The 21,849-nt window shown below is 60.1% G+C and carries 20 protein-coding genes; 5 read left to right on the forward strand and 15 right to left on the reverse strand.

What is annotated here, in order from left to right:
• Positions 1–140: 140 nt before the first annotated feature.
• Positions 141–1,505: an SMP-30/gluconolactonase/LRE family protein gene (locus ACP26L_RS22930; protein ID WP_426446690.1), complete on the reverse strand. Its 1,365-nt coding sequence runs from the start codon at positions 1,503–1,505 to the stop codon at positions 141–143.
• A 193-nt stretch (positions 1,506–1,698) separates the two neighbouring features.
• Here ACP26L_RS22930 and ACP26L_RS22935 point away from each other — a divergent pair, with 193 nt between their 5' ends.
• Positions 1,699–2,256 (forward strand): nitroreductase family protein, encoded by a 558-nt coding sequence (locus tag ACP26L_RS22935; protein WP_426446691.1) that lies wholly within the window; start codon positions 1,699–1,701, stop codon positions 2,254–2,256.
• A 253-nt stretch (positions 2,257–2,509) separates the two neighbouring features.
• On the opposite strand, the gene ACP26L_RS22940 is transcribed toward ACP26L_RS22935, so the two are convergent.
• The 3 genes from ACP26L_RS22940 to ACP26L_RS22950 all read right to left on the reverse strand — a co-directional run bounded on the left by ACP26L_RS22940 (position 2,510) and on the right by ACP26L_RS22950 (position 6,406).
• The gene (locus ACP26L_RS22940) at positions 2,510–2,611 is read right to left on the reverse strand and encodes a sporulation protein YjcZ (protein ID WP_426446692.1); all 102 of its coding nucleotides are present in this window, start codon (positions 2,609–2,611) and stop codon (positions 2,510–2,512) included.
• A 439-nt stretch (positions 2,612–3,050) separates the two neighbouring features.
• Entirely contained in the window at positions 3,051–5,882 is a 2,832-nt protein-coding gene (locus ACP26L_RS22945) for a glycoside hydrolase family 3 C-terminal domain-containing protein (RefSeq protein ID WP_426446694.1), read from the reverse strand.
• A 317-nt stretch (positions 5,883–6,199) separates the two neighbouring features.
• Positions 6,200–6,406: a hypothetical protein gene (locus ACP26L_RS22950; RefSeq protein WP_426446696.1), complete on the reverse strand. Its 207-nt coding sequence runs from the start codon at positions 6,404–6,406 to the stop codon at positions 6,200–6,202.
• A gap of 271 nt (positions 6,407–6,677) precedes the next feature.
• Here ACP26L_RS22950 and ACP26L_RS22955 point away from each other — a divergent pair, with 271 nt between their 5' ends.
• The 3 genes from ACP26L_RS22955 to ACP26L_RS22965 all read left to right on the forward strand — a co-directional run bounded on the left by ACP26L_RS22955 (position 6,678) and on the right by ACP26L_RS22965 (position 8,084).
• Complete coding sequence (locus ACP26L_RS22955) at positions 6,678–7,091, forward strand: MerR family transcriptional regulator (protein ID WP_426446698.1); 414 nt, start codon at positions 6,678–6,680, stop codon at positions 7,089–7,091.
• A 2-nt stretch (positions 7,092–7,093) separates the two neighbouring features.
• Positions 7,094–7,699 (forward strand): hypothetical protein, encoded by a 606-nt coding sequence (locus ACP26L_RS22960; RefSeq protein ID WP_426446700.1) that lies wholly within the window; start codon positions 7,094–7,096, stop codon positions 7,697–7,699.
• Positions 7,700–7,919: 220 nt separating this feature from the next.
• Complete coding sequence (locus ACP26L_RS22965; RefSeq protein ID WP_426446702.1) at positions 7,920–8,084, forward strand: hypothetical protein; 165 nt, start codon at positions 7,920–7,922, stop codon at positions 8,082–8,084.
• Positions 8,085–8,227: 143 nt separating this feature from the next.
• Here the strand turns inward: ACP26L_RS22965 and ACP26L_RS22970 are convergent, their stop codons facing one another.
• The gene (locus tag ACP26L_RS22970) at positions 8,228–8,977 is read right to left on the reverse strand and encodes a lipase family protein (protein ID WP_426446703.1); all 750 of its coding nucleotides are present in this window, start codon (positions 8,975–8,977) and stop codon (positions 8,228–8,230) included.
• A 353-nt stretch (positions 8,978–9,330) separates the two neighbouring features.
• On the opposite strand from ACP26L_RS22970, the gene ACP26L_RS22975 reads away from it, so the two are divergent.
• Positions 9,331–10,185: an alpha/beta fold hydrolase gene (locus ACP26L_RS22975; RefSeq protein WP_426446704.1), complete on the forward strand. Its 855-nt coding sequence runs from the start codon at positions 9,331–9,333 to the stop codon at positions 10,183–10,185.
• Positions 10,186–10,399: 214 nt separating this feature from the next.
• On the opposite strand, the gene ACP26L_RS22980 is transcribed toward ACP26L_RS22975, so the two are convergent.
• The 10 genes from ACP26L_RS22980 to ACP26L_RS23025 all read right to left on the reverse strand — a co-directional run bounded on the left by ACP26L_RS22980 (position 10,400) and on the right by ACP26L_RS23025 (position 21,552).
• Positions 10,400–10,795: a PadR family transcriptional regulator gene (locus tag ACP26L_RS22980; protein WP_426446706.1), complete on the reverse strand. Its 396-nt coding sequence runs from the start codon at positions 10,793–10,795 to the stop codon at positions 10,400–10,402.
• A gap of 197 nt (positions 10,796–10,992) precedes the next feature.
• A complete protein-coding gene (locus ACP26L_RS22985; RefSeq protein ID WP_426446707.1) occupies positions 10,993–11,613 on the reverse strand; it encodes a pyridoxamine 5'-phosphate oxidase family protein in 621 nt (206 codons plus the stop codon).
• Entirely contained in the window at positions 11,549–12,022 is a 474-nt protein-coding gene (locus tag ACP26L_RS22990; RefSeq protein ID WP_426446708.1) for a DUF523 domain-containing protein, read from the reverse strand. The genes ACP26L_RS22985 and ACP26L_RS22990 overlap by 65 nt, the downstream gene beginning before the upstream one ends.
• 25 nt (positions 12,023–12,047) lie before the next feature.
• Entirely contained in the window at positions 12,048–13,652 is a 1,605-nt protein-coding gene (gene abc-f, locus ACP26L_RS22995) for a ribosomal protection-like ABC-F family protein (RefSeq protein WP_426446709.1), read from the reverse strand.
• Between the two features lie 310 nt (positions 13,653–13,962).
• Positions 13,963–14,451 carry a PaaI family thioesterase gene (locus tag ACP26L_RS23000; protein ID WP_426446711.1) on the reverse strand — a complete coding sequence of 163 codons (489 nt, stop codon included), beginning with the start codon at positions 14,449–14,451 and terminating at the stop codon, positions 13,963–13,965.
• Positions 14,452–14,536: 85 nt separating this feature from the next.
• Positions 14,537–14,968, reverse strand: coding sequence for an Rrf2 family transcriptional regulator (locus ACP26L_RS23005; RefSeq protein ID WP_426446712.1), 432 nt, complete (start codon positions 14,966–14,968; stop codon positions 14,537–14,539).
• Positions 14,969–15,183: 215 nt separating this feature from the next.
• Complete coding sequence (locus ACP26L_RS23010; RefSeq protein WP_426446714.1) at positions 15,184–17,505, reverse strand: family 16 glycoside hydrolase; 2,322 nt, start codon at positions 17,503–17,505, stop codon at positions 15,184–15,186.
• Between the two features lie 601 nt (positions 17,506–18,106).
• Positions 18,107–19,636, reverse strand: a complete 1,530-nt coding sequence (locus ACP26L_RS23015; RefSeq protein WP_426446716.1) for an extracellular solute-binding protein — start codon at positions 19,634–19,636, stop codon at positions 18,107–18,109.
• Positions 19,637–19,735: 99 nt separating this feature from the next.
• A complete protein-coding gene (locus ACP26L_RS23020; RefSeq protein ID WP_426446718.1) occupies positions 19,736–20,596 on the reverse strand; it encodes a carbohydrate ABC transporter permease in 861 nt (286 codons plus the stop codon).
• Positions 20,590–21,552 (reverse strand): ABC transporter permease, encoded by a 963-nt coding sequence (locus ACP26L_RS23025; RefSeq protein WP_426446720.1) that lies wholly within the window; start codon positions 21,550–21,552, stop codon positions 20,590–20,592. Before ACP26L_RS23025 ends, ACP26L_RS23020 begins: the two co-directional genes overlap by 7 nt.
• Positions 21,553–21,849: the final 297 nt, after the last annotated feature.

Consider the following 21,849-nt stretch of genomic DNA (forward strand, 5'->3'; position numbering starts at 1 on the left):
AGCGGCTGTTCTTCCTGTTTCGCTTACTTGATTGATCCCCCTGGTTCACGCTGCACCCCAAGCTAGTTGAATGGGGCTGCCCTACGTTCCATCCTCAACCAAACCGGGCAGACCCAATGGGTCCGCCCGGATGGTTAAGCTTAGTGCTGGGAAGACGTTCCGCCCGCCTCGGTCCCCTGCAGGCCGATCTTCGCGACCGAGGAGCCGATCCCCGGCTCGTTCGGCTTGTTCGCACCGCGCGGCTGGTCGAAGTTGCTGATATACAGCGCTCCGCCCATGACGTGGACGCTCGCCGGGAATTCCAGCGGCCCCTCATTAACGTTCGCCGCCAGCTCCGACACCTCGCCCTCCGGCGTCACCTTCACGATCGCATTGCGCTCGTTGGCGCACACGTACAGGACGCCGTCCGGTCCGAACGCAATACCGTCCGCACCGTACAGCAGCGGGCTCTTCGCGAAGAGCTCGGCGGTCCCGATCGACCCGTCCGACGGATTCACGGGTGCCTTCCAGATCTCGCCGGAGCTCGTGTTGGCTATCGTGAGCCGCCCGTCCGCATCGAAGGCCAGCCCGTTCACGGTGATCTTCTGCTCCTCGCGCTCCGCCTTCAGCCCGCTCGCCCATACCGTGCTGGTGCCCTCCGGCGTGATGCCGTATACGTTCCCGCTTACACCGCCGCTGACATACAGCCGGCCGCTGCCGTCGAAGACGAGGCCGTTGGCACCGGTCGTCCCGCTGACGAACGTTTCGACCTTGGACGCGTCGAACGGCCCGCCCTGCAGCACTTCAGCCGGAACGCGGAGAATGACGCCCTCCACGCCCTGTCCCCCGCCGCTGGCCATGTACAGGGCGCCGTCCGGCCCGAAGGTCATGCCGGTGGCAGGCCGCGGGAGCACGGTCAGCACCTCCGTTTTGCCGGTCTCGGGCACAATCCGGAACAGCCGCTTGGAGTCCATGTCTACGGTGTACAGGCGCCCCTGCTTGTCCCCGGTGATGCCCTCAATCCGCATGCCCGTCGACTTCTCCGGATCGAGATCGGCGATGATCGCCGCCTGGTGGCTCCCTGCTTCAGCCGTCCCCTCCGAGGTGATGAGCACCGTACGGGTCGCCTGCTCATACCCGACCTTGTAGCCGAAGCGCTCGTAGACGAAGCGAACCGGCACGTAGGCATTCTCACCGATGACGAGCAGCGGCGCTCCATCCGGCTCGGACCCTTCCGTCTTGGAGGGCTCGGCCGTCAACTCGACCGTAACCGTTCCCTTGTGCAGCCTGAGACTCTTGGCCGCCGCATCCCACTGGGCTTCGGCCCCCATCGCTGCCGCCGCCGGCTGATAGGGGGAATAGAGCACGCTGTCCAGCAGAAACGCGTTATTGGCCAGTGCCGCCGGCTCCCCGTCCCACTTCACCGACAGATTGGAGGGAACAGGTTCTGCCGCCGAAGCGGCGGGTACGAGAGGCCCCAGGCATGCGAGTGCCGCCGTCAAGGAAATCATCATCGATTTGCGCATCAATCTCATCCTTTCCCTGCTTGGAATAAGTCAACATCCGGGCTTTCTCCCAAAACTTCGACATCCCACCAGAAGATTCCTGCTTCTTCCCCTCCCCTGCCTTCACCCGCTCGGCAAGATATGGTAGACTCGTAGATTGACAGCATGTCGAGGTTCATGTTCTACCATACCAGACCGAAGGATGATGAATAAGATGAATGCCGCCGCATGGTTAAAAAAACGCAGGGCCGTCAGGACATACGAGCCCCGCGAAGTGGAGGAGGAGAACATTCACAAGCTGCTCGAGGCGGCCACCTGGGCGCCGAACGACCGGCTGCGCGAGCCCTGGCATTTTTATGTCGTGCGGGGCGAAGCCAAGAGCCGCTTCGAATCGATCGCACGGACGTTCCTCGAAGAGCGCTTTCCTACGAAGCCCCACCTCGTCAAGGAATCGCTGCTTGTGCTTGAGAGCACGCCGCTCGTGATCGTCGTAACGGCCGATATCGTACCTGGAGACGAAGCGTCCTCCGAGGATAATGAATATGCGGCCGCCTGCGCCATCCACTCAATGTGGCTTGCCGCACAGGAACTTGGGCTCGGCGTGGTCTGGCGGACGCGCGGGATCGGCCTCGCCCGTGACGAGCGGCTGCATGCCTTCCTCGGGTCCCCCGAGAACCGGAAGGTCATCGGCTCCGTCTTCGTCGGGTATCCGGCGGGCGACACGCCTCCGACGGCCCGCAAGCCGTACCAGGAGAAGACCACCTGGCTGTAGCCTGCCGGGGAAGCGGGGCCTAATCGGCTGCGCAGCAGACGGGCCTGCTCCCCAGATATGCCATCTTCCTTGTCGCCTTGGACGCCGAATGACAGTTGGGACTGTCCCCCTGCTTCAATCGCTCCAATCGCTCCAATGGTTACCATTGCAGCTATAGCGAATCCCCGGTCCCTATCTTTTCCTCTCATCACAGACGAAGAGCCCGCTGCACCGCAGCGGGCTCTTCGTCTGTCAAACTATGGTTCATCCCAGATTAGATGATCGCTTTGGAAACGATAACAAGAAGGATGAAGAGAACCAGAATGACACCTGTGCTGGTCCATACACCGCCGCCAGTTCCGCCTGCGTAACCCATCGCTGCCGCCTCCTTCCGCTTAAGGTAATGTCATTGTATGTTGGGCGGCCCCTTCCCGGTTGGACCCTGAGAAGAATGTGTGTTTGCAGGAGGGTGGCCGCACATGCATGTTTGCTAGATTTACATAAGATAGAGTATGGTACCGTCACCGCCGGCGGTTCCATACAGCGCCCATCGTGCTCCTTCGGAGAAAAGAAACGACAGACGGCCGCATCGCCGATGCGGCCGTCTGTCGTTATGTCTGCATGTGGGGCGGTTCTAGCGGGAGGCCGCCGGATCCCTTCGCCGGCCCTGCTGTCCGCGAAGCGGCTCTCCAGCCCTTCCGTTCCGTTTGTCCTGCTCGAAGGCGCAGGGACGCGGACCATGCGGCGGCAGATCCGGGCAAAGTGCCCTCCCTGCTTCTGCCATTCTCTGAACTTTCTCACGGCCTCCGGAGAGGCTATTTCAGCCTTACCCAGCTGACCTGTACAGCCCCTTCGAAGAGAAGGTACACATCCCTTAAGCCTGCCGCTCCGGTCAGCGCCGTGCTCACCGTCGTCCATGCCTGCCATCCGCCGGTCGGCGGCACCGCAACCCGGCCTGCGGATGGTCCGTCCGGTGCGTCCAGCCGGATCTCAATCGAGCCCCCCGGCTGCGGCGCCGTGACACGCGCTTCGAAGGCTGCCGTGCCGGCGTCCAGGTCCGATGCATGGAACGCAATCCAGCCGCCTGCCTGGGAGCTGCGTATGCTTGTTCCTCCCTCGCGGCACTCTTCAATAATGACCCCTTCGTAATCGTCGTAGTTCGCCGCCGCCACGCTCTCGTCCAGCCGGCGCGGCGGCACGGATTCACCTTCCACCTTGAGCTCAACAGCGAGCGGAAGGTTCCCGGAAGAACCGCCGGCCATGAAGCGGTAAGTGCCGCCTTCCACGCACCAGATCTCCCGCGTCACATCCCAGAATGCCAGCTGTGATGCCCGTACCGTCAGCTCAACGATTTCCGTCTGCCCTGGGAGCAGATGGATTCTCCGGAAGCCGGCGAGCGTCTTGAGGGGCCGCCGCACCCGGGATTTCCCCGCCCTGACATAGAGCTGGACAACCTCATCCCCCGCCCGGCTGCCGGTGTTCTGTACCGTCACCCGGACCGTGACCGCTCCCTCTTCCAGCGCCCCGCTTTGCCCTTTTTCCGGTAACTGAATGTCCAGGTAGCGGAATTCCGTGTAAGAGAGCCCATGGCCGAACGGATACAGCACCTCCCCGTCAAAATACTGGTACGTGCGCTTCCCCTTGATGATATCGTAATCGAGCAGGTCCGGCAGATCCGCAGCCGTCTTGTACCAGGTCATGTTCAGCCTGCCACCCGGATTGTAATCCCCGAACAGCACGTCCGCCGCCGCGCGGCCAAGCTCCTGGCCAGCATGGGACGTATACAGAATCGCCGGCACATGAGCCTGTGCCCAGTTCACCGCGAACGGGTAGCTGCCGACCAGCATGGCCACCGTGCGGGGATTGGCCGCCTGCACCGCCTGCAGCAGCGCTTCCTGGGCAGGCGCCAGCGTCAGGTCCGGCCGGTCGACGCATTCCTTGCCGTTGATGAACGGCGAATTGCCGAGGAACACGACGGCCGTATCGGCCCGGCGCGCCGCTTCCACTGCCGCCTGCAGACCGTCCTCGAGCAGCTCGAGCACGAAGCGCTCCTCCCCGTCGGCTGCCGCGCCTTCGTTCACGACTTCGGCTGCCGTCAATCCCTGGACTCCTGCAGTGATCGCCCGGCCTTCCCAAGATTTCCAAACCGAGCTGCCGTCCGGACCTTCCTCAAAGCCAAATGCTTCCTTGACGAACCAGCCCTTGGCCTCCGCCGACGAAGCCGCCAGCCCCTCATCGCCTTCGGTAACGTACAGACCGCTGCTTTCGCTTTTCAGCGTGACGCTTCCCCAGCCCCAGTCGGTCCGCTCGAACACTTCCGCCTCTTCGGCTGTTCCGTCCGCCGTCAGTAACCGGCCGGCCGTGCCTCCGAGCCGGACATACCCTCCGGTGCGCAGCGACTTGATCCGGATGCGGTCGCCCCCCGTCCGGTGCGCAACCGCCCCGGGCGCCATCCGTCCCGCGAGCCCCTCCAGCGGGGTGATGCGGTAGGGCGGCGTCCCGCTGTACCAGTCCGTATGGACGACATCCGCCAGCGGGCCGATCACGGCCAGAGATGCCGGCTGCCGGAGCGGGAGCAGACCGTCGTTCTTGAGGAGCACGAAGCCTTCTCTGGCAGCCTGCAGGGACAGCGCGGCATGCTCCGGCGCGCACAGCTTCTCCTCCGGCACATGCGCATACGGATTCTCCTCCGCTCCGTCGAATTCACCGAGCCGAAGCCGTACGCGGAACGCATTGCGGATCGCCCGGTCGAGGTCCTCCTCGGTGAGGAGCCCCCCTTCCAGCGCATCCCTGACGGCGCGCAGCGTAATGCCGGCATCGTCGGTGATGCTGTCGATGCCGCTGCAGACCGATGCGGCGACCGCCTCCGCATACGAGGCGAAATAGCGGTGCTCGTTCACCGTCCCGAGCACATCGCCCGCATCGCTGACGACGAAGCCGTCCATGCCCCATTCCCCTTTCACGATTGCGTTCACGTCGGGGTTCAGGTTGCACGGCGTACCGTTCACCGAATTGTAGGCGGTCATCATCGACTGGGCGCCGCCTTCGCGAAACGCCGGCTCGAACGCCTTAAGATAATACTCGCGCAGGTTCCGCGGATCGATCGAGGCCGAGCATTCTCCGCGCCCGATCTCGTTATTGTTGCCGAGGAAGTGCTTGAGCGTGGCCGCCGTTTTGAGATAAAAGGGATGATCGCCCTGCATGCCCTTCACAAGCTCCGTGGAGAGACGGCCCGTCAGATACGGGTCCTCACCGTAGGCCTCCTCCGTCCGTCCCCAGCGGGGATCCCGCTCCATGTCCACGGTAGGCGCCCAAATCGTCAGGCCGTTGATCTCCGGGTCGCGCTGGTAGTACACCCTGGCCTCATCGCCGATGACCGAGCCGATCTTCTTCAGCAGCTCCGGGTTCCACGTGCAGGCCAGCCCGATATTCTGCGGAAAAACCGTAGCCTCCCCAAGCCATGCCACGCCGTGGGCGCCTTCGGTCCCGTGCTTGTACCTGGGAATACCGAGCCGCGGAATCTCCTCCTGGTACTGGCACATGAGGTTGATTTTCTCTTCCAAGGTCAAGCGGGACACCAGGTCCTGCACCCGTTCCTCCAGCGGCAGGCGCCTATCCTGAAACGGCAGTTTCGTTCGGGTTGTCATATGGATCTCTCCTTACCATCAGGCTGTAATCGCTTACGATTTGCAGTATAACTGCATTGTAGCTTCTCAGCCGTCCTGCTCCTACCCTGTGAATTCTCTTCTTTTTCATATCAAAACCTCGCATGGTCCCAGGTACGAGCATGCCCTCGGACAGAGCGTATCGGCAAAAACAGCGCAGCCAAACAAGCCCGCCGGCACCCTGCCGGCAGGCTTGTCTGGCAAAAGTCCGGCAGACGGAGCTTTCCCCGAGGCCTTTCCTTGAAGCTCAGCCGCGATGGGCAGACGCCTGTCCCCCAGCCTGCCTTGGCTTCGCTGTTCTAGTCGCTGGCTTGCTCTGACAGCTTGTCCTTATGCCGGAGCGAGCGCACGGCCAACTCCACCTGGATGACCGATAGGCCCGTCACCCGGGAGATCAGGAACACATCCTGCTCCTCAGACAAGTACGGATGCCGGGTGAACACGCCAAGAACCAACCGTTCATGGCTGGTCAGGCTGTCCGGCTGCGCCTGTTTCTGCTCGTTCATCTCTCCCTCCTTCGCCTTGCTGAAGTGGACACGAAGCCGGTCATCGAAGCGAATGCAGCTCTGTGCGTCCCTGCCAAATCATTCGGACCCGCCGGCCCTCTTTTCGTCCGAGCCCAGGAATTTTTTCCTGGGTCTGGTAAGAAATCTATCTTTTTTCTCCAATAGATAGTTGCCCCGAGGTCAGCATTTGATTATAATTACAGCTAAGTGGTTAAGTTACAGTATAGTGTAACTCATACACCTCACTGTATATTCAAGGAGGACGCCGCGCATGCAGACCTATACGGCTAAGGAAATCACGGGTGAACTGCTCCAGACTTTTCCGCAGATCAATCTTCGAACGGTCCGGTACTACACGCAGATCGGCATTGTCCCGCCTCTCGAACTGGCCGGCAACAAGCGGGTCTACACCTCGAAGCACCTGCACTATTTTCGGGCCGTGCTTACGCTTGCGAAGACTGGGGAAAGCCTCGCTTCCATCCAGGAGAAGCTAAAGGATCTTCCCATGGAAGAGATCATCCGAATCGGCAACCAGATCACCGTCGTGGACAGCGGACAGGTGCTGCAGAACGAGACGCATCAGGTAAGCGACGATGTGTTCATTACGCTTAGTCCCCGTGTCTCCGCAGAACTCAGGCAGAAGGTGATCGCTACCGTATCGAAGCTCGTAAAGGAAGGAGATTAGACATGATGCAGATCCGGGAAGAGAGTCAGGAAGAAAACCAGGTTAAGATCAAATGGGCCAAAGGCGTCATGGAGCAGGAAGAAGGCATGAATCATCTATGGATCGGCCTAGGGCCTCTCCCGGCTGGCTCAGTAGTGGAGGTTCATGTGGAGTGCCCTGCCGGCTTTTACCGTTCACCCAACCTTACTGGCTATGCCGAGTCAACAGATGGAGTGACCCGCCACACTTTCACCGGTACGGCTCCTGGGGAAGTGATATACGAGGTTGGCGTGCGTAAGGAAATCCCCTACACGGAAGCTGAGTTTCGCATTCGGATCCGGTGTACCGCTCCGGATGGTCAGTGCCGTGAGTCAGTCCATCTGACCCGGGTTCGGCTGAGCCGCGAAGAAGACTTTGATCCCGAACTGGACGGGGAGGTTGTCGCCCGGGTCACGGCGCTGCTTGGCCCTCCATCCCCAGTCCCTCAGGAAGATCGGGGTGAAAACGAAACTTGGCCCTATGTGTTGATCCCTCCATTGGTCCGCAGTGCTGAGCTGTCCGAGTGGGAGAAGAGATACCGGATTGACTATCGAATCCCTCCCCTCTCGGTTATCCCATCCGTTTTTTGAATAGCCCATCGAAAAAAACAGCAATTATAAAGGTTTCTTTAGTACCTTAGAGTGTGACATCTGTTATAGTGAACATAACAACAAAGTTTTGGGAGCTATGACTTCGACATCCGCAACGTGGGCACTTGGATGCGAACGAGCTGGTAGTGCAACCGACCATCTTCTATTTGGAGAGGGTCTTTTTTGTTTCCCTCTTCACATCAATTAGGGGGTGTCCATGATGGAGAAAGTTATCGAGAAGGAAGAAGAAAGAATCGTGAGAGCCGAGGACATTGTGCGCTTCCTGGAGATTGATCCCGAAGCTTACATGCGGTGGTGCCGGCACCATAGAGGTGGGCCGTCCGAGGATCATGAAGCGGTGGTACACATTCCGCTGGTATCGTAAGGCCCTCAGCGTCTGCTGCCCTTCACAGCAGGAAATTCTTGGCCTAAGAACGTGAAGCATTGTCGTTAACTAAAAATAAACGTTCCACATTTGAGGGGTCACTGTGAACTTTAGGTCGCGTGACCCTTTTGGCGTGTCCGGCTTTACAGTGGGCCGGCCTCCTCGCCCTCCCACAGCTTCAGCCATCCGAGGACCGCGTCCAGCACCCGGTCCAGGTTGCTCCGCCCCGCCGCATCCCGGTAAGCGCTGCCGGAGCGGAAGTAATCCGGATGCCCGCCGGTGAGCGGTAGCGTGATTTGGACGGCCGGCGCATACTTCTCCGCCTGCCAATAGGGCAAGCCTCCCCTCCCTCTGCTCCAGCCTCCCCATGTTCCCAGCCGGGTCACGGGGTCCGGCGCCCTCCCTCCCTTACTCATCGCCCGGATGTACAGGGTGTACTCCCGAAGCTCCGGCGGAACCGGGCACTTCGGAGACCCGACCATAACGACGCGGAGCGAGGAAGGCGGCCGGCCTGTCCGCCGCAGTAGGATCGATGCGGCATGGACCGCCGCCATGCCGCCGGCACTGTGGCCGACAAGCACGGTCAGCATGCCGGAGGGCTCCTCCTCCACCAGCACCGCTTCGGCCGCCCGGCTCCCGCCCAGAGAGCGCTCCGGCCGCCCCGCCCGCAGCAGCACGTCGCGGCGCGTCTCGTGCAGCTGCCTCAGCCCCCCGCGGCTGCGGTCGCCGTAGGGGTACAGCTGCTGTGCCGACGTCTGCAGCCCCTGACTGCGCAGACGGTCCGCAAGCGCCGCGCCCAGCTCCTGCATGAAGTTCGGGTAGGTCAATATCCCCGACAAACAATACACCGCGATCTTCCGCGGCATGCCGCCGGCTTCCAGCTCATCTTTCATCCTCTATCCTCTCCGCTCAACCTGTTCGCTGCCGCCATTATACCATACCCGCTTCGCGATTCGAATTCGCACGAAGCTGTCTTCCTTTGGTTCCATGCGAATCCGCATCCCAATCGACTGGGAAGCACCTTCAACCCGGCAACAATAACTATAACCAGTTTCTCCCTTCGATCCGGGCTTCGGATAGGGTAATCTTGGAATAGGGTTGGCGTTACTCCACCCCCCATAACGCATTACCCTAATTTCTTTGACAGGAGCGTGCCTGAGATGATCATTCACTTCATTCGTTTACGATAAAGAGAGCCGGCGACGGTTCATAACAGCCCAAAAAACGAATGAAACGAGGGATCACCATGTCCGAAAAAGTCATTGCATCTCACGATATCGAGCTGTGTACGGAAAGCTTCGGAGACCCCCGGCATCCGGCGGTCTTATTGATTATGGGAGCGATGTGCTCCATGGTTTATTGGGACGAGGAGTTCTGCGGCCGTTTGGCGGCTGCGGGGCGGTTCGTCATCCGGTATGACAACCGGGATGTCGGACGTTCCACGGTCTATGCGCCGGGGCAGTCCAATTACAGCGTCGCCGATCTGGCGGATGACGCAGCCGCAGTCCTGGATGCATACGGGATCGGGGAGGCCCACATCGTCGGCATGTCGCTTGGCGGCATGATTGGACAGGTTCTTGCCCTGAGGCACCCGGGCAGGGTGCTGACCCTGACCTTGATTGCATCCAGCCTGTTCGGCTCCGATGAGAATACGCGGGAGCTGCCGCCGATGGATCCGAAGATCCTTGAATATCATGCGGGCGGTTCCGCCGTAGATTGGTCGAACGAGGAGGATGCTGCACGGTACCTGGTGGAAGGCTCCCGGCTGCTCTGCGGGCCGATGCGCACCTTTGACGAGACCCGCGTCTCCAGGCAGGTCCGTCAGGAACTGCGGCGCGCCAGAAATCTCCTCAGTATGTACAATCACGCCCTGCTGAGAGGCGATGAGGCCTATGAAGGCAGGATCCGGGAAATCCGGGTCCCGGCCCTGGTCATTCACGGCACGGAGGACACGGCGCTGCCCTACCCGCATGCGCTGGCCCTGGCCGGCGAGCTGCCGATGGCCTCGCTGCTTCCCTTGGATGGCGCCGGGCACGAAGTGCATCCTGAGGATTGGAAGACGATCATCAGCGCGATTGCGAAGCACACCGCAGGCATCTAGCCACGGTGCGGCGTAACGGCAGGAGTAAGAGCTGCAGCCCCAGGCTGCAGCTCTTCTCGTTATCTCACCTTTACGGCAGTCCTCCCGTCCAACCGGCCTCACTCCATTCCCCCAAATAAAAAGACTCTTGCAGCAGCATCCGCAGAAGATGCGCCCAAAGAGCCGGCGATAGTGTGCATGGGTTCGTGATCTTTCCCAGTCCAAACGAATTAGGTCAGGTCACCTTGGTCTGGGCGAACTGTCCCACGTACGAGTCAAACAGCTTATACACCTTCTGTGCCAGCTTCACGCGGTCCGGCAGATCGGACAGCAGCGCCCGGAAATACACCATCCCGGAGTCGGTAATCTCATAATACCGGTTATAGCGGTTGTCGTCGCCCCACTCCCGCTTCACGTGACCATTCTCCGCCAGCTTCTTGAGCCGTGCGCTAAGGTAGCCGTCGTTCACCCCGACCCCATCCAGCGATTTGATGATCCACTGCTCCATTTCGCTGGCATACCGGCGGCCCTTCTGGAGCTCCGACAATACCATGAAGTCGATGACCTGCTGCACTTTCACTACGTGTCCAAGCGATTCTTCCTTGACGACCGGATCCTGGTTGCGTGCCATCCGCTTCTCACCTCATCTTCTGGATAAAGTCCTACAGCTTACTCCCATTATATCCCACGGTTTGCGGCGAAACAACACACTTGTTCCCCTTTGGCCTGCCGTCTTCGGTATTTCTTTTGCGAAGAAATAAAAAGACCGGCGTCCTCCCAGGGCGCCGGTCTCCGCTTGGCTTGCCTGCCCTGGAGATGTTCCGCTTCCTATTCCTCCGGCATCGGCAGCTCCCGGTCGCCTTCGCCCACGGCATACGATTGGTCCCGGACGACTGCCGTCTCCGGAGTAAACCGAATAAGCACACAGCCGTCGCCAAGGTTCTGGAACCGCGGGTCCCACAGAGGCTCATTGGGGCCCAAGTAGCGGCTGAGCAGCCGCCGCACTCTATTGTGCTCATATGGGAGCACTTCCGCTCGGCCCCGGAATCCTGCGTGGAAGACCCCGCCGCTCCGTGGGTCATAATCGACAATACCGATGGCGCAAGCAGGCTGGTGCAAGATCCGGTTAGGGAAGGTATCCGCCGTGGTGCCGATGAACCACAACTGCTCTTCCTCCCAGAGGAACCAAATGGGGGAATGGCGCGGACCTTCGGAACTTTGGGTGGATAGGTGGGCAAACAAGGGCTTCTGCAAAAAACGGTCTAGGTCAAAACTCCGACGGGTATCCCTGATGATCTTCAGGCTCTTCACCCCCTCATGATACTGACGATATGGAGCTTCCCTCGGGCGCTCCCCTGCCTCCCGTAAGCCATCCGGTTTCCTCCTACTCGTCCCCAAGCCTCGCCAGGAGCTCGCCCACATTATTCTCCGAATACACTTCGATCCCATGCCGCTGCAGCAGCGCCGTCGTCACGCCGAAGCCGGGCTCCTTGGTCCGCGTGTACGTGCCGTTGTAGATCATCGTGCTTCCGCAGGACGGGCTCGACTCCTTGAGCACCGCGTACCGCGCGCCGGCCGTCTGCGCAGTCTTCAGCGTCTGCTCGGCCCCGCGGACGAATTCGGCGGTCACATCATCGCCTCCATTCGTCACAACCCGCGCACGGCCCTCCAGCACATCATCGCCTCCTCCGCCGACAATCTCGGCCGGCGGCCGGGGCGTAGGCAGGCCGCCCAGCTGCTCGGGGCAGACGAGCACGGCCTTGCCTTCCCGCAGCAGGCGGGCAATCTCTTCCCGATAGTTGTCCCCTCCGTCATAGCGTGTCGCCAGGCCGGCCAGACAGGAACTGATGAGGATCATGGCTCTCGCTTCCTTTCTTCCTAGGTCACATGGAGCCGTTATTCACCGCACCCTGCAATTCGCGGCGGCGCTTCACGAGCTCCCGGAATTCCGCATCAAGCTTCTCCATCTCTGCGGCCCCCGGCAGGCTGAGGCGGCCTAGCACCTCCGCCAGGCGCAGCTCCACCTGCAGCAGTTCGCCGGCCGCGTCATTCTCCGCAGGCGGCGCTGCGGGACCGCGGCCGCGTTCTTCCCGGTAGGCCGCATAGCCACCGTCGAAGGAGAACAGACGTCCGTCCCGGAGCTCCAGAATGCGCCCTGCAGTCCGCTCGACGAACCGGCGGTCATGCGAGACATACAGAACAGTGCCCGGGTAGCCCTCCAGCAGGCTCTCCAGCGCTTCGAGGGACAGGGTATCGAGGTAATTCGTCGGCTCGTCGAGCACGAGCAGATTCGCATCGCTCAGCACAAGCTTCGCCAGCGCCGTCTTCACCCGCTCCCCTCCGCTGAGATCCCCCGTCCGCTTATAAACCTCGTCCCCGCGAAGCAGCAGCCGGGCCAGCACCAGTCGGGCCAGCCCGTCATCGTAGAGGGACGTCTCCCTTACATTGTCGAGCACGCTGCGCTCCAGGTCAAGCACCTCCAGCGTCTGGCTGAAGTAGCCCGGCTTCACGCCGGGTGCGAGCCGCACGCCCCCTCCTCCGCCCAGAATGCGGCGGAGCAGGGTCGTTTTGCCGCAGCCGTTCGGGCCGAGCAGCGCCGCCTTCTCCCCGAAGCGCAGCCGGAAGGAGACCCGGCTCCACAGCAGCCGCTCCCCGGCCGCCGCCTCCAGATCCTGCACCTCGAGCAGGACGCGGTTCTTCGCCGCCGGCGGCACGGGGACGGTCAGCTTCACCGCAGGCGGCTCAACCGGCTTGTCGACCTTCTCCAGCTTCGTAAGGCGCGTCTCGAGCGCCTTCTTCGCCTGATGGATGCCCGCCTGCGTCGAGCGCCGGTAGTCCTTGCCCATCCGGGCCTCCGAGCTTCCCAGCCGGGACGGGGGCTTCATCGAGCCGGCCGCCTTCTGCTCCTTGAGGCGGATCGCCCGCTCCAGCGCGCCCCGCTTCTCAACATAGGCCTCGTACTTCTCCCGGTGCTGCCGCCGCTCGAGCCCCTTCTGCCGCTCGTAGTCGCTGTAACCGCCCGGGTAGATCCGCACCTCGCCTGCGTCGATCTCCCAGATCTGCGTGCACACCCGGTCCAGGAAGAACCGGTCATGCGAGATCACGGCCAGGGCTCCCCGGAAGCCAAGCAGCCGCTCTTCCAGCCGCTCGGTCCGCTCCTGATCCAGATGGGTCGTCGGTTCGTCGGCGAAGAGCACATCGGGCTCTGCGACCAGCACCGCCTCCACCACCCGGCTCGTCATCTCGCCACCGCTGCCCGCCCCGTCCTCCTTGAACTGGGGGATCACTCCGATCGTCCCCCGCCGGGTCACATGCCCCGCGTCCGGCTCAAGCTCGCCGGCTAGGATCCGCAGAAGCGTGGTTTTGCCCGCCCCGTTGCGTCCGACGATACCGATCCGGTCTCCATCCTCCATCCTCAGCCGCTCCGCCCTTAACAAAGCCCGGTGGCCGATCCCATGCTGCAGACCATTGCCTTCAATTCTGCTCATATACCAAAAAACCTCCTATCCGGTATACCGGACAGGAGGCGGCTCGGACTCCCCGCCAAAGGACGGACTTCCCCTGCCGCAATGGGTTTACGGGCAGAGAACATCCGCGCTTTGACTCCCGGGGAGTCGCTGAAAAAGGCCGCACTGATCCTATCCGGTCAAAGATTCGTTTATAAACGAAAGTCGTATATAGACGATGCTCTTCTAAGGAAATAGGATTAGTGCTTCATCGGCCTTGGTTTCACCCTCTCTTGGAACGCTCCCCATCAGGATATCCCATTCGAAGGCTTTTTAACAAGGGACAGAATCATTATACCGATTCTTTCCGCACGAGCTGAAGGAAGGTCGCGGACGAAGTGGATACGAGCTCGCCCTGGTCGCCTCGGATCTCACAGCTCACCTGCAGCAGCTCGCGTGCCTGATGCACCAGCCGCGCTTCGGCGGTCAGCCGTTTGCCCTTACCGGGGTTGTGGTAGGCGACCTGCATATCGATCGTGACGAACTTGCTGCCGGGCTCGAACCGGTGCTCCAGCATCCAGCCCATCGCCATATCGTGCAGGGTGGCCGTGACGCCCCCGTATACGATCCGATACGGATTCAGCACCTCGGGGACGATCGGCATCGAACAGACGAAGAGCTCCGGGTCCGCGCTCTCTTCCTTCACCACGTTAAGAAAATTACCAAGAAACGGATACCGGTTGTCCTTCATCTGCTCGAGCGCGCGGAGCGTATTCTCCACGGCCCGGAAACTGCGGTCGGACAAGGCGGCGATCCGCTCCATCACTTCCTGTCGGTCCATGTTACCATCACCTGTCTATCTATAATGAAATGAAGTGTCTGCCTATCCTACCTTATGGGCTCCACAGGGTACAAACAGGCCGCGATCAAGTCGGATCCTCACAGGACAGATCGCGGACAATCTCGGCCAGCGTCATGCTGTCCAGCTCCCGCTCCATCGCGGACTGGGCTCTGGAGAAAGAAGCGTCGAGCGTCGACTGGATGCCCCGCCCCACCGTGCACTTCGGGTTCGGCTTCTCGTGCAGGGTGAAGAGGCCCCCCGCTTCGTCAGCCTGCACGGCACGATAAATATCGAGCAGGGTAATCTGCTCCGCCGGGCGTGCCAGAGTCGCCCCGGCTACCCCCGGCGTCGTGACCACAAGTCCCGCCCGGCTCAGCATCGACATCAGACGACGGATGACGACCGGATTCGTGCTGACGCTTCCCGCGATATAGTCGGAGGTGATGCGGGCCCCCCTGCTCACCTCCAGGAGGGAGAGGATATGAACGGCGACGGAAAAGCGGCTGGAGATGGCCATCGGAATTCCCCCTCTGTCTTCTGCGGCGTACGAACACCTTTGTACCGATTGTAGTGACAGGTGCCCGCCTTGTCAACTTTCGGGGAGGAGGGCCGGGACAAGCCCGGCAGGGTACAAAAAAAGCTGCCGAAGCAGCGAATTTTCTCTAGTTATGCTAATCTCTAGTGCGGCTCCGGAATGCGATCGTTGCTGCGGCTTCATTTGTTGGATGGCGGCTAGTTCGGATTGACCATGATGCTGTCGAACACAGCGGTCTGGTTATAGGTGCGCAGGCCGACATGGCCTTCGCCGGACAAGCTGGAATCGGTTACATTTACTTTCTCAACACCATTGACGTAGCCTTTAAGCGAGCTTCCCTTCAGTTCGAGCCGGAGCACATACCATGTGCCCGGATTCGCGAACAGGTCGGTTTCCCCCAGCCGCGTCCAAATGCCGTTCACTTTCTTGTACAGCTGAATCTTGTTCAGCTCATAATTGATGCGCAGCGTATAGTAGCTGCCAAAATCGGGTGTCGCCCGGGCAATGATCCCGGTGGAAGCCTGCGATCCGGTATCGAACACTTTGATCGCGGCCGTCACATTCACATCGGCCGGTGACATGGCGCCGCGTGCTTCTCCGATGCCTGCGCCCGTCTGCTTCATGACCTTGGTCAGCTCCTCGGAAGCAACCGACCAGGTTCCGCTTAAGAATGACCAGGAATTGGCATTGCCATCCTGAAAGCCGTCCCCGTAATGGACCGGCTCGAACATGACTGCATCGGCCCGGTGATTGGCCGTTGTGCTCACTTTGAATTTGACATAATTGCCCGTTCCCTGGCGCAGGTAGGCCGTCTCAAGCAGGCGCCACTGGCCGCTGGCAATCGTCGTCTGGTCAACGTACGAATTGTTGTTGACCCCGTTATACAGCGTGTAGAGGACTTTCTCCTCGGAATCCGGATGCAGCGGATACCGGACATACACATTATAGTAACCCGCCTGCGGGATATTCGGTGTCCATTGGACCGTGCTGCCGTTCGCCGAGCTGAACCTCGAATTGCCTCCATAGCTGCCAGGCAGCTCGCTGTCCCCCCATGTCCCCGTCTCCGTATAGCCCGGGTCTCCCTGGTCGATGACAATGACTTTCTTCGGGCTCACGGGACCGATGACATTGGAATAAGGCGAATAGATGCCTTCTGGATTTTTTGCGCGAATCCGGTAAAAATAGGTGCTTCCGAGGACTGTGGAACCGTCGTCGAACAGCGGTACCGTGAATGTATGATGACGCGGCGTCGTTACATCGTCGGTTACTCCCGTGGCGATGATCTGCCAAGGTCCCTCTGCAGCCGCCGCCCGCTCGATATCGTAAGTGCTGACGCCCGATGCCCCAAGCCAGGACAGCGTATGCGGGGAATCCGTCGGAAACATCACCGGTGTCTCAGGCGCCGGCCACGGCGGAACCGACTGTCCGCGAATGGAGTAAGCATAGGAGCGCATCAGCTGAATGGTAGCCGATTCGTTCGCCCAATCCCCCGTAGTGTAGCCGGGATAACGCAGATAGGACCAGCCGTTAGCCGGCTGCCAGTGCCACCCGCCCTGACGGTGATGGTGCATCGTGCCCCAGAACATGGCTCCGGTCGTCCCGTTCGACTGCACCGTGGAGAGAAGCTGTTCGATCTGCGCCGGGCTGTAGTCGCCGAATTCCCCAATGACCAGCGCTTTTTTGCCCTGCGTCGTCCTGCGCCATTCGGCCAGCTTCGAGGCCAGATCGACCTGATGGTACCCGTAGATATGCGGGTCGATAATATCGATATTGGGATCGGCGACCGCATTGGGCCGGATTCCCTGGGCACGGACATAGCCGCCGTCGGCCAGCAGATGGTTCGAATCGATGCTCTTCACATGGGCAGCCATCTCGCTGATCCAGGTATCGGTGGAGCTGAGCTCATTGCCGAGCTGCCAGGCCAGGATCGTTGGTTCATCCTTATACAGGACACCTGTATATTTATTTTTACGGTTGAGGACATACGTAAGGAACGCTTTAAAATCCTGCTTGATCTGCGGGTCGCTGTAGAATTCCGTCTTCGTCTTGCCGCGGAATGCCGCCCAGTCCTCCACCCCGCCGATATAATTGTGGGTGTCGACGAAGGGCACGATCAGTCTGACATTGTACTGGCCTGCCAGGTGAATGACCCGGTCCATGAGCTGGAAGGCCTTCTCGTTATACTGCCCGGGCGCGAGTACATGGCGCGGAGTCCCGGCGGGGTCGGCTTTCATCCGCACTTCGAACGGATACGTCCGGATCACATTGATGCCCGAGATGCTGGCCGCCCGGATCGAATCCTCCACCTCCTCCACATCCATCCAGGAACGCTCGAGGAACGGATGGTTGGACCCGATGAAGCGGAACGGGGTGTTCCCGTCCATCAGCTGGTCCCCACTTCGGGTAATAAAGCCGGTAAAGCCTGCCTGTACTCGGCTGGGAATGGCCAAGCCCATGAAAACGGTTACAATTAAAATGACAGATAAGGGGGTGGAGACAAATTTCAGCCATTTGTTCAAATGGATGACCTCCTCTTTTGGGTGACGGTCACCAGGCGAAAATGACACGCGGGCAGACGGATCCGGTACAACCCCGTAATAGGTCCCACCTCGGTGTCCTGTGCGCTGCAGTACGCCCTGCCGGGAAGCGGGCAGACTGCAATGCGATAATCCGCCGGTTTCCGGTCGAATCGTCGCTTTCGGAATATCCGCGCGTTACACCGCCGACTCAAAGAGAACGGGCGACGTTCATGGAAGCGTAATTCACTCGGTGCCAGCCATCGCCTTCAGGCGAACCCTCTATCTCTAACCGCAGCCCCCAGCCGATTCCTGCATCGTCCCGCCAGCATTGCGGCGGATGCGAATCCAATATATTCCTTCAATGATCCATTCTTCAGACGCTGATTCCATCACCTCCCAGGGCTGCTGCAAGCCGGTCTAAATGCTTATGAGCTTACAGCGCCTCCATGAACTGAGGACGGCATGCCCGCCCGCAGAAGCACAGAAATCGCCGTAAGCCCTCAAGTTCCCGGGATAAGGATCCCGGGAACGGAGTGCCTGACTTGTGGTTCATGATGCCTCACATGGCCCTGAGGGAAGAACGCTGCCTCCACCGCGGCCGTTACTTGACGTACCCGAGGCCCTTCAGCGTTTTGTCCGCTTCCTCCAGGTACACCTTGAAGTTGAACGTCTTCTCCAGGGAGGCGAGGAAGGCATCGTAATCCTCAACCTTGGCTTTGCCCGTGTAAAACTTCAGCATTTCCTCACCGATGAACCGGTTTGCGTCGGTGACGTTGAAGCCCTTCGGAGGGATGACAAAGCCGTTATAGACTTTCAGCTCGGGCAGAGCGCTCGATTCCTTGATCAGCGCCGCCTGCGGAGGGAACTTCGTCATGAGATAGTCCATCTCCGGACGGCCTGTAAGCTGGTAGAGCCAGGTGTAGGAGGCTTCGCCCTTCTTCTCGGTGAGGACGATCTTATCGCCTTCCTGCTTCCAGTGCACGTCCTTCTGACCGTAGTACACTAGGTTTGCCCCATCGCCCTCGGACACGTAGTTCAGCAGCTCGAACACTTTGTTCAGCTTCTCCGGATCCTTCTCGAGCTTCTTCGGAATCGCGATGATCGCGGTGATCTGACCCACATCGTTGAAGCGGACGTTCTTCGCTCCCTGCAGGGCCGGCAGCAGCACCAGCTCGGCGTTCGGGTTGATCTCCTTCATCTTCTTGACGTGCTCGTCACGCACCAGACCCGCCCACTGCTCGTAGAAGATGCCGGCGAAGCCCTTGGCCGCTTTGTCCGTCACATCCGTCACCTTGTTCGTGAAGAGCTCCGGATCGACGACGCCCGCCTTCAGGAAGCGCTGGAATTCTTCAATCCCCTTTTTCATGTTCGGGTCATACAGCGAGTTGATCAGCTTGCCGTCCTGGATGTAGAATTTGTTCGGCTCCGTCGTGCCGTGGACGCCCAAGAAGCCGCGCTCTATCTCGCGTGTGCCGGAGATGCCGTACGTGTCCTTCTTGCCGTTGCCGTCCGGATCCTTCTCCGTAAACGCTTTCGCAACTTCCAGCAGCTCATCCATCGTCGTCGGCGATTTCAGCCCCAGCTTGTCGAGCCAGTCTTTGCGGATCCAGAAGCCCTGGGGCACAATCCGCGGAGCCTGGGAGAAGCCGAACACCTTGCCGTCGACCTTGCCTTTCGTGAAGCCTTCTTCCCCTACTTGCTTTTTCACCGCGCCGAGCTTGTCGAGATACGGCGTCAGATCGAGCAGCAGGCCGTTGCGGGCCATCTGGTAGTACACCGAGAGATCTTTTTCTTTAATCTCAAGGAGATCGGGCAGGTTCTGCGAAGCGGCCAGCACACTGAGTTTGTTCGCATGCTCCTTGTCGTCGGTTAGGTCGAGCTTGAAGTTGATGCCGAGTTTGGCATCGAGCTCCTTCTTCACGAAGTCTTCCTTCGGAATCGCCGATGGTGAGCCCGCACGGGCCATCGTGATCGACACCGGACCGGCCGATTTGGCCGCCGGCTCCGATCCTTTGGCTTCCGGCTGCGGAGTTGCCGCCGGTTCCGCCGCCTTCGGCGCGCAAGCGCTTACGAGAAGGCCCGAAGTCAGCATCGTCCCCATCAGTACACGTACCCACCGTTTGTTGTTCATTGAATGATCCCCTGCCTTTATATATAGATAAGGTTGTATGCTGAATTTGGTTCCTCTGACGAGGACCAAAAATTCATCCGATTCCCATGCTGGTGCCGTTCAGCCCTTGATGCCGCCGAGAAGCATGCCTTTGGAGAAATGCTTCTGGATAAAAGGATAGACGATGATGATCGGAATACTCGCCAGCACGACAGCAGCCATCTGAAGCGTGGTGGTCGGCAGCACCTCGTCGACGTTGGTCATCGAGATTTCGTTCATGGACAGGATGCCCCGGATCACGACCTGCAGAGGCAGCAGCCCCTTATCCTGCACGTACATCACCGCCTGGAAAAATTCGTTCCAGTGGCCGACGGTGTAGAACATGCCGACCGTCAGCATCGCCGGCACCGACAGCGGAATCACGATCTGCAGCAGCACCCGCGCCTCTCCTGCGCCGTCCATCCGGGCCGATTCGAAGAGCTCCTTCGGCAGTCCTTCGAAGAAGGTTTTGAGCACGAGCAGGTTGAACGCCCAGACGATATTGGGCAGAATCATCGCCCAGACGGTGTTGAGGAGTCCCGTTCCCAGCACGACCATGTAGGTCGGGATCAGCCCGCCATTGAAGATCATCGTAAACACGACGAGGAACGAGAAGAACTTGCGGCCCGGCAGTGTGGGGCGGCTCAGCGGGTAAGCCATCAGGACGGTCAGCACCATGTTCAGGAACGTGCCGACGACGGTGATCCAGACGTTGACATACAGCGCGTTCGGAATGAGCGGCGTCTCCCAGAGCAGCTTGTAGGCCTCGAGCGTGATCTGCTTCGGAATCAGAATGAACCCACCGTTCTTCAGCACCTCGGAATACGGTGTAAGCGATACCGAGATCACGTACAGCATCGGAGCCAGCGATACGACGGCTACGGCCAGCAGCAGCGTATAGACGACAAGGTTGAAAGCCCGGTCGGACGTATGTTTTACCATAAGCCTTCATCCCCCCATCTCTTCGCCAGTGCGTTGGACCCTACGACGAGCACCAGGCCGATCAGCGATTTGAACAAGCCGACCGCACTGGCCAGACCGAAGTTCATCTGCTCGAGCCCCACCCGGAACACCCAGGTGTCGATGATATCGCTTACAGGCATGACGTGGACGTTGTACATGACATAGATTTGCTCGAAACCCGCATCGAGCAGGTGGCCGAGCTTGAGGATGATCATGAGCACGATGATGTTGCGGATGCCCGGCAGGGTGATGCTCCAGATCATCCGCAGGCGCCCTGCGCCGTCCACCCGGGCCGCTTCATACAGCGTCGGGTCGATCGAACTCATCGCCGCCAGATAGATGATCGCTCCCCAGCCCATATCCTTCCACATGTCGGTGCCGACCAATACGCCCCGGAACCATTCGCTTGAGGTCAGGAACGGAACCGGATCGAGTCCGCTCTCGGTGAACCAGCGGTTGAACAAACCCGTGGTCTCCGACAGGAAAGCGATGGAGATCCCGTAGACTATGACCCACGACAGGAAGTGGGGCATGAAGCTCAGCGTCTGGACGACATTGCGGAACCACAAGGTGCGGCATTCATAGAACAGGACCGCCACGAGGATCGGCGGGATCGTGCCGAACACCAATTTATACAGCGAGATGAGCAGCGTGTTCGTCAGCAGCTGAGAGAAGTACGGCGACTCGAAAAAGAACGTAAAGTGCTTGTGCCAAGGGTCCGCCCACGGGCTCGCGAGAATGCCGAGCGAGAAGTCGAACTCCTTGAAGGCGAGAACGGCGCCAAACATCGGTACATAGCGGTATACGATAAAATAGGCCAAACCCGGCAGCAGCATCCAATACAGCATCTGGTGCTGCAGTACGGCCTTCCATAAGGAACGCGCCGCCTTCTTCTGCGGATGGGCCGTAGAGCGGATTTCTATGGCTCTTTCCATCTTCCACACCCTCCTTGATGAGCTTCGTCTTGTTGTACTTATCGTACCAAAGAGAGCTTCCTGGATGAATGCACAAGTTTGTCTTCCGGACTGCACGATTTGGGTACAGTTCGTAAGCGGTTCCAAAATGTGCGGTCCGTGGAACAATGGAACGGTGCGGACATGCGGCCGAAGCTTGGGAGCCCAGAGGCGGACAGCCCGGTAAAAGAGCCGGCGGGCCCGCATGAAAGACGGTGCACACTGTAAATGGAGGCACGATGCAGGCGGGCCGCAGGGATGGGAAGGGGCCTCGCCCGC

This window comes from Paenibacillus sp. S-38 (assembly GCF_049942825.1).
In the GTDB taxonomy this organism is placed as follows: domain Bacteria; phylum Bacillota; class Bacilli; order Paenibacillales; family NBRC-103111; genus Paenibacillus_G.

Bases quoted from the DNA above. Each gene is read 5' to 3' on its own strand.
- ACP26L_RS22950 (WP_426446696.1), bottom strand. From the start codon at position 6,406: ATGAACGAGCAGAAACAGGCGCAGCCGGACAGCCTGACCAGCCATGAA.
- ACP26L_RS23005 (WP_426446712.1), bottom strand. From the start codon at position 14,968: ATGGCCATCTCCAGCCGCTTTTCCGTCGCCGTTCATATCCTCTCCCTC.
- ACP26L_RS23020 (WP_426446718.1), bottom strand. From the start codon at position 20,596: ATGGTAAAACATACGTCCGACCGGGCTTTCAACCTTGTCGTCTATACG.
- ACP26L_RS22960 (WP_426446700.1), top strand. From the start codon at position 7,094: ATGATGCAGATCCGGGAAGAGAGTCAGGAAGAAAACCAGGTTAAGATC.
- ACP26L_RS22935 (WP_426446691.1), top strand. From the start codon at position 1,699: ATGAATGCCGCCGCATGGTTAAAAAAACGCAGGGCCGTCAGGACATAC.
- ACP26L_RS22940 (WP_426446692.1), bottom strand. From the start codon at position 2,611: ATGGGTTACGCAGGCGGAACTGGCGGCGGTGTATGGACCAGCACAGGT.
- ACP26L_RS23025 (WP_426446720.1), bottom strand. From the start codon at position 21,552: ATGGAAAGAGCCATAGAAATCCGCTCTACGGCCCATCCGCAGAAGAAG.
- ACP26L_RS22990 (WP_426446708.1), bottom strand. From the start codon at position 12,022: ATGATCCTCATCAGTTCCTGTCTGGCCGGCCTGGCGACACGCTATGAC.
- ACP26L_RS22975 (WP_426446704.1), top strand. From the start codon at position 9,331: ATGTCCGAAAAAGTCATTGCATCTCACGATATCGAGCTGTGTACGGAA.
- ACP26L_RS22970 (WP_426446703.1), bottom strand. From the start codon at position 8,977: ATGAAAGATGAGCTGGAAGCCGGCGGCATGCCGCGGAAGATCGCGGTG.
- ACP26L_RS23015 (WP_426446716.1), bottom strand. From the start codon at position 19,636: ATGAACAACAAACGGTGGGTACGTGTACTGATGGGGACGATGCTGACT.
- ACP26L_RS22985 (WP_426446707.1), bottom strand. From the start codon at position 11,613: ATGGGATCGAAGTGTATTCGGAGAATAATGTGGGCGAGCTCCTGGCGA.
- abc-f (WP_426446709.1), bottom strand. From the start codon at position 13,652: ATGAGCAGAATTGAAGGCAATGGTCTGCAGCATGGGATCGGCCACCGG.
- ACP26L_RS22945 (WP_426446694.1), bottom strand. From the start codon at position 5,882: ATGACAACCCGAACGAAACTGCCGTTTCAGGATAGGCGCCTGCCGCTG.
- ACP26L_RS22955 (WP_426446698.1), top strand. From the start codon at position 6,678: ATGCAGACCTATACGGCTAAGGAAATCACGGGTGAACTGCTCCAGACT.
- ACP26L_RS22930 (WP_426446690.1), bottom strand. From the start codon at position 1,505: ATGCGCAAATCGATGATGATTTCCTTGACGGCGGCACTCGCATGCCTG.
- ACP26L_RS22980 (WP_426446706.1), bottom strand. From the start codon at position 10,795: ATGGCACGCAACCAGGATCCGGTCGTCAAGGAAGAATCGCTTGGACAC.
- ACP26L_RS22965 (WP_426446702.1), top strand. From the start codon at position 7,920: ATGGAGAAAGTTATCGAGAAGGAAGAAGAAAGAATCGTGAGAGCCGAG.
- ACP26L_RS23000 (WP_426446711.1), bottom strand. From the start codon at position 14,451: ATGGACCGACAGGAAGTGATGGAGCGGATCGCCGCCTTGTCCGACCGC.